Here is a 13,289-nt window from a genome sequence, read left to right on the forward strand (position 1 = left end):
TAAAAAAAGAGAAATACTATCGTATTTCTCTTTTTTCTGTAGCGAAGACGGGAGTTGAACCCGTGACCTCAGGGTTATGAATCCTGCGCTCTAACCAACTGAGCTACCTCGCCATTGGTATTTTATTTCGGATGCAAATATAGCAGTAATTTTAATACCTGCAAAGGAAAATTAAAAATTAAAACATATTTTTTCTAATGAATCTGCTACCTTTCTGTATGTGAACAATTTAAAAATTATTCTTTAATTACTTTTCCTTCGCTGTTTTCGGTTACGTTCACGGTTTTGGTTACACGGTAGTATAAATTTCCTCTTCCGTTCAGGCTTCCGTCGATGCCATTAACTGTGTTGGTATAGATATTTCCCGAACCCGACGAATCTACTTCGGTAAAAAAAGTAGACAATTCTTTTGCGTTGATATCGCCAGAACTTTTGCTGTTTATTCTTACGGTGTTCGAATTTCCTTCTACTGTAATAGCCGCATCATTTTCGGTGTTTAAATACAGATCTTCTACCTTTACCCTTAATTCCATTTTATTATTGCCGGTATTGGTCAGTGTGAGTTTCGGAATTTCGATCGCACCCATATTTGTCAGCGTTCCCTTATCGCCATTCATGGTAATTTCGGTAAGATCTTTAGTCGCTAGCGTTACCTTTAAAGGTTCGGTTTGACTAGTGACTTCGAAACCCGGTTTGCATTTCAGCGTTAACACCTCGTTTACAACGCTTACCTGAACTAACTGGTGCAGATTTGCGTCACCGGTGGTTCTGATTGTATTTTTAAACGGATTGTTCAAAAGTTCAACAATTACCTCGCCCTCTACGACCAACTTGGTATATTTTTGAACTTTACGGTTTTTTTCCTGAACTACACCGTTTCCTTTTATCTTTCTATTTTGCGCATAACTTGTTACGGTAATGATTGAAACAAATAACAATGCTAAAAATTTTCTCATACTATTTAAATATTGTTGGTTAGAAATACATCTTCCGGGAAGATACCGAACACATCTTCGGTAAAATCCAACACTTCGGAGTTTACAAAATTATTCTTTAAATCGTTCACTCCCTTTTCCATTAAAAGCGGTGTAGTGAACTTTCTGCTTACTCCCAGAATATGATCGTTTACATTAACCTTAAAGAACAATTTTCCTGCCGGAGTTTTATAATGTATAAATTTTATTATTGAAAAATTACGTTTTATTACGTTTATTTCACTTAAACAATGCGCTTTAGAAAGGTAGCTGTTGCTTGTAAATATTACATTTCCCTTACGATTGTTATAGGTATATTTATACTGGTTATTTTCTTTTTTACTTATTACTAACGTGCCCATTTTTCTTTTAATACACACAAAGCTATTCATAAATACAGTGAAATGAAACTTTGTTTTTCGTGTTTTTTTTAGTACGGGTTGATACTGCCTACGCCTGATATTTTTTTAACGATTTTAAGTCGGTCGTAATTTTTGTAATCCAGATTACCCACACCCGAAATTCGCACGTTAATTTCGTCTGACGTGTTGACTTTTGCATTACCTGCTCCGGAAATTTCAATATTCGCCAGTTTGTTAGTCAATCCTTCGGAATTCAAGTTCCCCGCTCCCGACATGCTTGCCTTTATTTCGTTGCTGATTCCACGCAGACGCACATCGCCCGCACCGGTTACAAAAACACTTGTGATGTTATTGAACAATTTTACATTGATTTCACCCGCACCCGAAATATGAAATTCAACGTCTTTTGTCAATGTAATGTTATTTGTTGCAACCGAACCCGCACCTGCAATTACCACTTTTTGTAAATTAGGATTGTTCATTTTAATAATCAGCGGTGAAGATTTTGATTTGTAATAGATTGATTCTTTACTTGAGATATTGATCTGACCGTCATTATTATCAATCTCCAGATTATCGACCAAAGTTTTATCGCCGGTAATTAAGATTTCGTTTGCAGCAACCGATGAATCCAATTCGATGTTTGCAGAAGAATTATTTGAAACGGCATTGTACGATGTCACCTGTTTTGTTTGACTGACAATTTCGCCAGACAGTTCTACTTTTTTATTGCAGGATAAGGCGAAAACGCTTAAAAATGTAAGTAATAGTAACTTCTTCATTTGTTTTTTCTTTAAAACTACAAAAAAGTATTTACATTTTATAATTGTAGTGTGTTATTAATGTGCCACAGATGCGCAGATTTAATATTTTGTAATATGATTGATACAAGTTTGATGCCAAAAAAAGTATGTTAGGTTTTCGACTCTGTTTGAACTGACGTGGATTTGTAGTGGTAGTAATATCCAGCTTAAGATCTCCTTTTCAGTAAAAGATAAACTTCGGTTTCTTTGTACTTTTTAAAGACAAAAAATACCAAAAGTCTTTTTTGTTGCGGCGACCTTTTAAACGGTCGAATTAAACTTTTGAAACTATCTGATCGAAACGGTGCTTTGCACCCCGATCAGCTTACGCTTCATGCAGTTACTCGACACTCGCTTAAAATGTCATACCGCTATGGATTCGTGAGGGCTGATTTATTCTTTTATTGATTTTTAGGTTGGGAATTATTAACCATGAATTTATAGATTATCGACATAGCTCCGACTGAGAGTTTTAAAAATAACAAAACCCTTTCTTGCGAAAGGGTTTGTGTATTTAAACGGTTAAAGCCAGGCGCTTCATTAAGTTTTTATCTAAAGCGTGTTTAACGAAATCTCTGTCAATCTCGAATTCGGTAGTATCAGAACCCGGAAGATCGTACATAGGATCGGTTAAAACGGCTTCGCATAACGAACGTAATCCGCGTGCACCTAATTTATATTCCAAAGCTTTGTCTACAATGTACCAAAGTGCATCTTCGGTAAACGTCAAAGCAACACCATCCATTTCAAACAACTTCTGATATTGTTTTACCAACGCATTTTTAGGTTCGGTTAAGATAGAACGCAACGTATCGCGATCTAACGGATCCATGTGTGTTAATACCGGTAAACGACCTATGATTTCCGGAATCAATCCAAAATCTTTTAAATCTTTAGGTATAATGTATTGCAACAGGTTGCTTTTATCTGCTTTTTCGTTTTCTTTAGATGATCCGAAACCTACGGCGTGAAAGTTCAAACGTTTTGTTATGATTCGTTCGATACCATCAAAAGCTCCACCTGCAATAAACAGAATATCCTGCGTGTTTACTTCGATAAACTTCTGATCCGGGTGTTTTCTTCCACCTTTTGGCGGAACATTCACTACAGAACCTTCTAAAAGTTTCAACAACGCCTGCTGTACCCCTTCGCCACTTACATCGCGCGTGATTGACGGGTTATCGCTTTTACGGGCAATTTTATCAATTTCATCGATAAAAATAATACCGCGTTGTGCTTTATCCACATCATAATCTGCAGCCTGCAATAATTTCGTTAAAATACCTTCTACGTCTTCGCCCACATAACCAGCTTCAGTTAAAACGGTAGCATCAACAATAGCTAAAGGTACATTTAACATACGGGCAATGGTTTTTGCAACCAGCGTTTTACCGGTTCCGGTTTGCCCAACTACAATGATGTTACTTTTTTCTATTTCAACATCGTTTTTTAAATCAACCTGTAACAAACGTTTGTAATGGTTGTAAACCGCTACTGAAAGTACTTTTTTGGTTTGATCCTGACCAATTACGTATTGATCTAAAAACGCCCTGATTTCTTGAGGTTTTCTTAATAAAACATCATCTGACAATCCTGATTCGCTTTGCGATTTTAATTCTTCTATTACAATACCGTGTGCCTGTTCTACACAGTGATCGCAAATATGCGCATCTACACCGGCAATTAAAATATTTGTTTCGGCTTTTGGCCGTCCGCAAAAAGAACAGTTAAATCCTTCCTTCATTATAATTATTCTCTTGTTAAAACTTCGTCAATCATTCCGTATTCCTTCGCCTCGTCTGCACGCATCCAATAGTCGCGCTCTGAATCTTTATACACTTTATCGTACGGATTTTTAGAGTGTTTTGCAATGATCTGATATAATTCTTCTTTTAATTTCAACATCTCTTTCAGGTTGATTTCCATATCGGTTGCAACACCCTGTGCCCCGCCCGACGGCTGGTGGATCATTACACGAGAATGTGGTAATGCCGAACGTTTACCATCGGCACCTGCACATAACAATACCGCACCCATTGATGCCGCCATACCTGTACAGATTGTAGCTACATCGGGCTTAACGAACTGCATGGTATCGTAAATTCCCAAACCTGCGTAAACACTTCCGCCCGGAGAATTGATATAGATTGAGATGTCTTTAGAAGCATCTACACTTTCTAAAAACAGCAATTGTGCCTGAATAATGTTTGCCACATAATCATCTACACCTGATCCAAGGAAGATGATGCGATCCATCATTAAACGCGAGAAAACGTCCATAGACGCTATGTTCATTGGGCGTTCTTCGATAATGTAAGGCGTCATACTGCCTGTTGGTGTCATGCTGCCCACGATTTTATCGTAGTACATATTATTTACCTTATGGTGCTTTGTAGCGTATTTTTTAAATTCTTTTCCGTAATTCATATTTTTACTTTCTATAAGTTATAAAAAAACAAGCGTCGAAACAAACCGTTCGACGCTCAAATATACTTAAATTTTCGCAGAAAATTATTCTCCGTAAACCTCTTTAACGAAATCTTTGTAAGTTACTTCTTTTTCACTTCCGCTTACTTTTTCAGTAAACAATTTCATCATTTTATCGTTCATCAATTGTTCAGAAATACGTTTTACTTCTTCTTGGTTTGATAAAACGCGCGATACGATATTGGTCACATCGTCTTCTGACGGCTCTAACTGACCGAACTGTGCCATTTGATCTTTGATTAAGCCTGAAGTGTAGTCTTTAATCTCGTCAAAAGTAATCTGTAAACCGTTATCGGTAATAATTCTACCTTCGATTAACTGGTAACGCAAACCTTTTTCAGATTTTGTATATTCTTCTTCTGCCTGCTCTACAGTTAAATCTGTTTCACCTGCCGTTTGCAACCATTTAATTAAAAATTCTTTCGGTAAATCGAATTTTGTATTATCAACCAATGCTTCAACAGCATCGTTCATGAATTTTTGATCTGCCTGTTGTGCGAATTGTTTTTCGGCATCTTCTTTAATACGTGTTTTTAACTCGTCTTCTGAAGTTACTTTACCTTCACCAAACAATTTATCGAAAAATTCCTGGTTTAATTCTGCTTTTTCTTTAGTTGAAATTTCTTCGATAGTAAACGTTACTTCAACATCCAATCCATGAATTTTATCGTGCTCTACTTTTAAAACGTCCATTAGTTTATGATCGTCTTCAAACAAACCTTTTGTTGAAATAGTAACCTCATCGTTTACTTTTTTACCGATGAATTTCTTTTGATTTGTTTTTGTACGGATATCTGCAACATTGATAGTTGTTTCGTTTTCGATACCTTCTTCCTGGTTAGAAACTTTTACGCGGATATCGTCACCTTCTTCAATTTTTTCTTTAGAAATTAATTTTCCGTATTGTTTCTGAATGTATTCAACCTGCTCGTTTACCATTGCTTCGTCGGCAACGATTTTATATTTTGCAGCTGTTTTAGCAGCATCTAAATCAACAGTGAATTCCGGAGCTAAACCTAATTCAAAATCAAAACTTAATGTATCAGCATCCCAATCGATATCTTTTGCAACAGGAAGCGGATTTCCTAAAATATCCAACTTTTCTTCGTTTAAATAATTACTTAAACTCTCCTGTAACATTTTGTTCACTTCATCGAACATAATTGCCTGTCCGTATTGTTTTTTCACCAATGCAGCAGGTACCTGACCTTTTCTGAAGCCCGGGATATTCGCGTTTTTTCTGTAATCTTTAAGAACTTTTTCAACGTTCGCAGCAAAATCTTCTTTTGCTAAATCAATTGTAATAACTGCGTTTAACGCATCTACATTATTTCTTGTGATATTCATTGTAAATTTTGTTTCTAACTAAAATTGGCTTGCAAAAATACATTATTTTTACAAGCCAATCAAATTTTTAAATAATTGAATATTAATTATTAGTAAAATTAATCTTCGCTACCTATCCCTCCTACTATTGATTGAACAATAGACAAAACCAAACTGAATAACAGTGCCGGCCAGAAACCTTCTACATGAAAGCCACCAACGATATAACCGCACAACATTATTATTAAAGCGTTGATAACAAAAAGGAACAAACCTAATGTTAATATGGTTACCGGAATGGATATTAACTGTAATATTGGTTTAACTATAAAGTTAAGCAATGCCAGTACAATTACGACGATTATTGATGATCCGAAACCATCGACACTTATACCCGGTAAAAAATTCGCAAGCAGATAAACAATTACTGCCGTTACAATTAAATTGATTAAAATTCTCATAGCTTATAATTTTAATTTGATGCTTTTATTGTTACTCCAGGGTAGTTACCAGGAACCAACATTGGCAACTGTGCCTTGTAATGTTCGTTGATTACTTTAACTATTTCGTTAGCTACAAATGCGTAACCACGCGGGTTAGGATGCACACCGTCTAAAGAGAACAATACTTTATTCATATTTGCCGTACCTTTAAAGTAATCTGCCGTGTACCATTGTCCGTCGCCTAAACGAATACCGCCAGTTAAGTATCCCATAATGGCATTCATATCTGCAACTGCCAGTTTTTTAGAACGTGCAGCCGCCCAGATTGCATCGTTAAATTTATCGGTAGCTGTTTTAATTTCTCTTTGTTCTGAAGGAATCAACACATATTTATCTTCCAAAGCAAAAGTTACACCTATTTTGCTGAATAATTCTTTGTAAGGTGATGGAACATTTGCAAAAATAGGAGCCGTTGATGTGGTACCTATTACCGAACTTGTACCTAATACAAACAAATCGTTTTTAGAAGCATGACGCACTTGTCCGTACAATTGCCCTAATAATCCTGCAATTGGCGCCAATTGCTGATTTTGTGAAGCAACTGCCGTAATTTGCTGTGATAAGTCAGTTAATGTTTCATCTTTAATCAATAAAGCATTCCCTTCTGTTTTAGAAAATGAATTAATACGGTTACCCTGCCCTAAAGCGGTAAGAATTTGTTTTAAAGGACCTAATAACTGTGTATTTAACTGATCAACCGTTGCCGCACCACCTAAGGCTTCTACCGTTAACGGATTGTAAGGAACTGTTGTAAAATGTGGAATAGACGTTACATAAGGAATCGTTGCAACCACACCTTTTGCCCCTTTGCTTGTTAATGTATTGGTTATTGTTGTGTAAACCGATGCAAAAACCTGCGGATCGGTAATATCATTACTTCCGTAAGTAGAAGGATCCATATTACCTTCTTGATTTACACCCACACCACCTGATAAAGCATAAGCCAACACGTCGTTAGAACCAATCCAGTTTGTAAAAAACGTAGGGTTCATACTCATAGCATCGCTTAAAACCGTTGTATTAGGACTGGTAGCATGGCGTACGAAGTACGGATTTGCTTTTCCTGTAGCTACATTAGCTAAATTTCCATAGCCTGCAGCCAATAAGTGGAACGATTTTGCACCAGGAACTCCCATGTTATTATAAGCCTTGGCTTGTAATTTACTAATTTCTATGGTCGGCGTACCTTTTAAATTTTGTGGACCACCTGTTGACATGTTTATGATTAAACGGGTAGCAGCTGCCTGTTGACCCATTAACAATAATCCTCCCAAATCATTGGTATCGTCACTGAATGATGGTTGAGAAAACGCACCGCCACCAACTACAGCAAACTGTTTTGCCAGTAAATTAGGGAACGAATACTGCTGACCCGAACGATAAATGGTTCCGTCCATATAGCCTGAAGTCAATGAATTTCCCAATGCAACGTAGGTTGTAAAATCAGCATCGCCTTTAGAGTATGTTTCGTTTGTAACCTCGTTTTCAAAATCTGGTTCACAAGCAGCAAAACCAATTGCACATGCTGCTAAAAGTATAGATTGATATTTTTTCATAATGATCGATTAAAAGTTGTATGATAAACCTAAACCTAAAGAATATGCCGATGAGCGGTAATCACCACCAAAAGAAACATGTGTACCATCTTCTATATAATGATCGTACGAGTTTTTGGTTTCTTTAAAGTGTAATGCGCTTGCAGCAAAATCGATTCCAAATTTAGGCGTAACCTGATAAGTGAAACCTACTGTTCCTGCCAAAGCATCGTTACGAGGTGTTTCTGGTGCGAAATATCCATCCTGTACCGGCGATATATCATAATAACCACCTACACGTGCAGAGAATTTTTCAGAAGGTGCAAATTGCAGACCTCCGCGCATTGTTCCGCTGCTTTTATAGTTACGAGGATTTACCGATGTTGCGATTGCAGGATTATCAAAATCAATCACTAAATTATCATACGCTTTCCAGAACGTGTGGTTATAATCTACAGCAGCCAACCATTTTTTATTGATCTGGTAAGAGAAACCAATTGTCAACTCGGCAGGTAACGGCATGGTAGCATCAAACTTTCCGTCAGTATATGTTCCACCCAAAAAGCTCGGCATGTCATGGAACTTCGCATCGCCGCCTTCAACCTTCATATCGATCTGCGAACGGTAGTTCACACCAAAAGTAACATAATCATCCAAGCGAGCAGTTACCCCAAGGTTGTATCCCCAAGCGCTAACACCCGCAGCATCAATGGTAACATCAGAACGATTTCCGTTTTCATCTACCATACTTCTTGAAAGATTTCTGTTGAAGGTTACACCACCACTTACATAAATCAATCCCGCACCCACACTGATGTTATCGGTAATTTTGTAAGATACGGTAGGTTGAACGAATATTGCCTGTAAATCGATGTTGTTTACCAAGTGCGATCCCGGCCAGTCACGATCCCACTCAACCGAACTTCCATACGGAGTGTAAACAGCCAAACCGACAGAAAAACGATCGGTAGCCTGATAATTTCCGTAGAAATAAAACGGAGTTCCCGTATTCGTTGTGGAATTAGACCAGTTATAGATAGAATTTTGAAACTTTACGTTAGATACCAACGCTGTGGCACCTGCAGAAAAACTCCATTTGTTTTTTAAAAAAGTACCACTCGCAGGATTAAAGAACATACTTTCGGCGTTTTGACCAATAACCGCAACACCTGTATGACCCATTGCCAACTGACGCTGCCCCTGCATACTAATGCGGTAGCCGCCGGCAAATGTGTTGGTAGCCAAGAGCGATAATAAAGAAATAGATAAAATTTTCTTCATAACTAAACTTTTATTTATGTTAGTATTCCAAATATAGGACATTTTACAAAAGTTTAAAAACTGTTGAAGAAAATTACAGAATTATTAATTATTTGTTAAATACAAACAGAATTAATTATTATGCATGCATATTATTTTAAAAAATCGATTGATTTGTCAAAGAATTCGGTTGGATTGTCTGCATGCAACCAATGTCCCGCATTTGAAACCGTTTGAATAACCGCCTTTGGAAAATGTTTGCGTATTAATTCCGTATCTTCTTCTGTAATATAGTTTGAATTACTTCCACGTAAAAGCAAAACCGATCCGTTAAAAACATCAGATTCTTTCAACGCTTCGCCAATTGCTTCTTCATCGTTATTGAACGCATCTAAATTAAAACGGAAGCCTAATTGTTGCGGAGTTATTCGGTACACATTTTTCATTAAAAACTGCACAACGCCAGGTTCGGTCACATGTTTTTCAATGGTTTCCTGAACATCGTTACGGGATGGATTTGTAGAAAAATCAACAGCATTTAAAGCAGCCATCACGTCCTGATGGTGCGGTGTGTAATATTTAGGAGAAATATCGGCAACGATTAATTTATCAACTAATTCGGGATATTTTACCGCTAAAAACATAGCTACCTTTCCACCCATTGAATGTCCAATAACATCTACCTTATCCAGATTATTTGCTTTACAATATGCCACAATATCATCTGCCATTGCCTGATAGTTGAATGTATCGGAATGAAAACTGCGCCCGTGATTACGTAAATCCAACAAATGCGCAGCAAAACCGCTTTCGGCATATTTTGCTCCCAAAGTTTTCCAGTTATCGCTCATTCCCAAAAAACCATGTAATACAAGTAATGGTTTTCCCGAGCCTTCTATTTTGGCATATAATAAATTGTTCATTATCGTAATTTTTGATTATACAAACACACCACATTTTCCAATCCCAAATAAATAGCTTCAGAAATTAATGCGTGACCAATAGAAACTTCTAACAAACCGGGAATATTCTGTTTAAAAAATTCGATATTATCTAAACTTAAATCGTGTCCGGCGTTGATTCCTAAACTTAATTCATTCGCTAATTCAGCAGCTTTAGTGTAAGGTTCAATTGCCTTTAAATTTCCTAAACCATATTGGTGTGCAAAAGCTTCGGTATATAATTCAATACGGTCGGTTCCGGTTTCCTTTGCCCCTTCGATCATACTTAAAACCGGATCAACAAAAATAGAAGTTCTTATTCCGTTGCGTTTAAATTCGGCAATTACTTCTTTTAAATATGCCTGATGCTTTACGGTATCCCAACCAGCGTTCGATGTAATGGCATCAACAGCATCGGGCACCAAGGTAACCTGCGTAGGTTTGCATTCTAAAACAAGGTTCATAAAATTATCCATCGGGTTTCCTTCAATATTATATTCGGTATACACCACAGACACCAAATCACGCGCATCCTGATAACGCACATGTCGTTCATCTGGTCGCGGATGCACCGTAACACCCTGCGCACCAAAACGCTGAACATCGGAAGCAACCTTTAACAAATCGGGAACATTACCACCGCGCGCATTACGCAATGTGGCAATTTTATTGATATTTACAGATAATTTTGTCATTCTATATTTAATTTATCAACAAAAATACAAAGTAAATTGGGTACAAAACCGATTATTTTAATTATTTTGCAATGAATTTTACCGTTATGAAATCGATACAAAACCTGATTAAACACAAACCAAAGCCTTTTACTTTTGATACTAAATTCAATGACATTGTTGAATTTATAGAAGCCAACCAATACAGTCATTTTCCGGTGTTGGAACAAGATGTTTATGTAGGATCTATTGCCGCATTAGACATTCAACCGTCTGAAAGTAAAACCGTTGGCGATTACCGTTATGCGCTGCAACCTTTTTTTGTTAGGAAAGATGCCAGCTGGTTTGAAGTTTTAGAGAAATTCGCACAGTTTGACTGTAATATATTGACGGTTTTAACCGATAACAACAAATATATAGGATACTACTTTCAAGAAGATATTCTGCCTTTTTTAAACAGTACTCCGTTTATGAAAGATGCCGGTTTGGCGGTGGTTGTACAAAAACATTATCTTGATTACAGCATCAGCGAAATTGCACAGATTGTTGAAACCAATAACTGCAAATTACTGGGTGTTTTTGTATCTGAAATGAAAGACCAGACGGCACAAATCACCATAAAAGCATCGGCAGGAAACATTAATGAAATAATTCAGACATTTCGTCGTTTTGGATATGAGATCATATCAGAACACAATCAGGATTCCTATTTAAACGAATTAAAAGACCGTTCGGCTTATTTAGATAAATTTTTAAACATTTAACAAGGTATGAAGTTTGCCATTTACGCTCAAAATTACAAACCCAACTATAAAGAAATTATAGAAAAATTAGTACGTGCCCTGAAAGCGCACAATGCGACTGTAATTTTTGAAAAAGAGTTTCACAAGCTGTTGGTAGAAAACAATGTTTTGAATGCTGAATTTGATACATTTTCATCGCACACCGATATAGACGACGATACCAATTTTTTTGTAAGTATAGGCGGAGACGGAACTTTGTTGCGTGCAGCAAATTTTGTAAAAAGCAAAAACATTCCTATTATAGGTGTAAATGCAGGCAGATTGGGTTTTTTGGCGAATGTACAGCAGGAAGCCATCGGGTTTTTAATTCCGCTTTTGTTTTCAAACCAGTACACGCTGTCGCGCAGAACGTTGTTGCAATTGAATGATCCCGATGAAGCTACTTCTAAATTCAATGTGAATTTTGCATTGAACGAAATTACCGTGACGCGTAAAAACTCTACATCGATGATTACAGTGGAAGCTTACATAAACAACGAATATCTGGCAACTTATTGGGCAGACGGAATCATAATTTCAACACCAACAGGTAGCACGGGATACAATTTAAGCTGTGGCGGACCAATAATTACACCAGACAGTAACTGCTTGGTAATAACGCCAATTGCACCGCATAATTTAACAACGCGACCATTAATAATTAACGACCGCAGTAAAATTAAAATGAAGGTAAGCAGCCGCGAAGCGCAATTTTTATTATCGTTAGATTCGGAAACTGCTGCCATAAGCAATGATTCGGAAATAGAAATATCGTTAGCCAACCACACGGTAAACATGGTAGAATTTCCGTCGGTAACTTTTTTAAGAACCCTGCGCAGTAAATTATTGTGGGGAGAAGACAAAAGAAATTAAAGAGTATTTCACAAAATACATCATAATTATAAAATATATTCGTTTACATTAGTATATTTGCAAATTAGTCATAAAATGAAAAGAAAACTTTTAACCATATTAACTATTTTAGGTGTTTGCACAACAGCTCAAAGTCAGATACACGAACTTGGAGTAACTGTTGGCGCAACTAATTATATTGGTGACATTGGATCTACCAAATACATAAATCCTACCGATATGGGTTATGGTTTTCAATACCGTTGGAACAAAAGTGCAAGACATTCATGGCGTGTAAACTACACCTATATGCCTATATCGGGCAAAGATGCAGATTCTGATATGCCTTTAAGACAAGCACGCGATCTTTCAACAAAAAATAATTTGAACGAATTAATGCTGGGTTTAGAATTCAACTTTTTTGAATTTGACCTGCACAACGACTGGTTTGCCTTTACACCTTATGTGCATACAGGTATTGCAGGAATATCGTACAAAGAATCGTATTTTAACGAGTACGCAAAACAAATAGAAAAAGACACCGAATACGCACTTGCCATACCGGTAACGTTAGGCTTAAAAGCATTAATAAACAAAAAACTGGTTATTAGTGCCGAAGTTGGTGCACGTTATGCCTTTACCGACAATTTAGACGGAAGCAATCCTGCAAACCCGTCTACAAACATTGTAGCGTTTGGTAATACAAATTCTAAAGACTGGTATGTTTTTTCCGGTATAAACATTTCGTATACCTTTGGTAAAAACCCTTGTTACTGTGCCCCAAGATAAA

14 protein-coding genes and 1 tRNA gene are annotated in these 13,289 nt (G+C 36.9%); 3 read left to right on the top strand and 12 right to left on the bottom strand.

Features of this window, described 5'->3' with window-relative positions:
* Positions 1-39 precede the first annotated feature (39 nt).
* The 12 genes from F0460_RS11785 to F0460_RS11840 form a co-directional block, all read right to left on the bottom strand.
* Positions 40-113: transfer RNA gene (locus tag F0460_RS11785), tRNA-Met, on the bottom strand.
* Positions 114-236: 123 nt separating this feature from the next.
* On the bottom strand, positions 237-956 hold the full coding sequence (locus tag F0460_RS11790) for a GIN domain-containing protein (protein ID WP_150013474.1): 720 nt from the start codon (positions 954-956) through the stop codon (positions 237-239).
* A gap of 5 nt (positions 957-961) precedes the next feature.
* Positions 962-1,336 (bottom strand): hypothetical protein, encoded by a 375-nt coding sequence (locus F0460_RS11795; RefSeq protein ID WP_150013476.1) that lies wholly within the window; start codon positions 1,334-1,336, stop codon positions 962-964.
* 68 nt (positions 1,337-1,404) lie between these two features.
* On the bottom strand, positions 1,405-2,118 hold the full coding sequence (locus F0460_RS11800; protein WP_150013478.1) for a GIN domain-containing protein: 714 nt from the start codon (positions 2,116-2,118) through the stop codon (positions 1,405-1,407).
* 535 nt (positions 2,119-2,653) lie between these two features.
* Entirely contained in the window at positions 2,654-3,883 is a 1,230-nt protein-coding gene (gene clpX, locus F0460_RS11805) for an ATP-dependent Clp protease ATP-binding subunit ClpX (protein WP_150013480.1), read from the bottom strand.
* 5 nt (positions 3,884-3,888) lie between these two features.
* Complete coding sequence (gene clpP, locus F0460_RS11810) at positions 3,889-4,566, bottom strand: ATP-dependent Clp endopeptidase proteolytic subunit ClpP (RefSeq protein WP_150013482.1); 678 nt, start codon at positions 4,564-4,566, stop codon at positions 3,889-3,891.
* An 84-nt stretch (positions 4,567-4,650) separates the two neighbouring features.
* Positions 4,651-5,973 (bottom strand): trigger factor, encoded by a 1,323-nt coding sequence (gene tig, locus F0460_RS11815; protein ID WP_150013484.1) that lies wholly within the window; start codon positions 5,971-5,973, stop codon positions 4,651-4,653.
* Positions 5,974-6,071: 98 nt separating this feature from the next.
* Positions 6,072-6,413, bottom strand: a complete 342-nt coding sequence (locus F0460_RS11820) for a phage holin family protein (RefSeq protein WP_150013486.1) — start codon at positions 6,411-6,413, stop codon at positions 6,072-6,074.
* Between the two features lie 11 nt (positions 6,414-6,424).
* A complete protein-coding gene (locus F0460_RS11825) occupies positions 6,425-8,011 on the bottom strand; it encodes an SGNH/GDSL hydrolase family protein (protein WP_150013488.1) in 1,587 nt (528 codons plus the stop codon).
* Between the two features lie 9 nt (positions 8,012-8,020).
* Complete coding sequence (locus F0460_RS11830; RefSeq protein ID WP_150013490.1) at positions 8,021-9,271, bottom strand: OmpP1/FadL family transporter; 1,251 nt, start codon at positions 9,269-9,271, stop codon at positions 8,021-8,023.
* Between the two features lie 131 nt (positions 9,272-9,402).
* The gene (locus F0460_RS11835) at positions 9,403-10,173 is read right to left on the bottom strand and encodes an alpha/beta fold hydrolase (RefSeq protein WP_150013492.1); all 771 of its coding nucleotides are present in this window, start codon (positions 10,171-10,173) and stop codon (positions 9,403-9,405) included.
* Entirely contained in the window at positions 10,173-10,886 is a 714-nt protein-coding gene (locus tag F0460_RS11840) for a pyridoxine 5'-phosphate synthase (RefSeq protein ID WP_150013494.1), read from the bottom strand. Before F0460_RS11840 ends, F0460_RS11835 begins: the two co-directional genes overlap by 1 nt.
* Positions 10,887-10,957: 71 nt before the next feature.
* Here F0460_RS11840 and F0460_RS11845 point away from each other — a divergent pair, with 71 nt between their 5' ends.
* The 3 genes from F0460_RS11845 (at position 10,958) to porG (ending at position 13,288) form a co-directional block, all read left to right on the top strand.
* Positions 10,958-11,629, top strand: a complete 672-nt coding sequence (locus F0460_RS11845; RefSeq protein WP_150013496.1) for a CBS domain-containing protein — start codon at positions 10,958-10,960, stop codon at positions 11,627-11,629.
* 6 nt (positions 11,630-11,635) lie between these two features.
* Entirely contained in the window at positions 11,636-12,520 is an 885-nt protein-coding gene (locus F0460_RS11850) for an NAD kinase (RefSeq protein WP_150013498.1), read from the top strand.
* A 75-nt stretch (positions 12,521-12,595) separates the two neighbouring features.
* Positions 12,596-13,288: a type IX secretion system protein PorG gene (gene porG, locus F0460_RS11855; protein WP_150013500.1), complete on the top strand. Its 693-nt coding sequence runs from the start codon at positions 12,596-12,598 to the stop codon at positions 13,286-13,288.
* The last annotated feature ends 1 nt before the right edge of the window (position 13,289 follow it).

Origin of the sequence: Paenimyroides baculatum, from assembly GCF_008629655.1 — a bacterium.
GTDB classification, from domain to species: domain Bacteria; phylum Bacteroidota; class Bacteroidia; order Flavobacteriales; family Flavobacteriaceae; genus Flavobacterium; species Flavobacterium baculatum.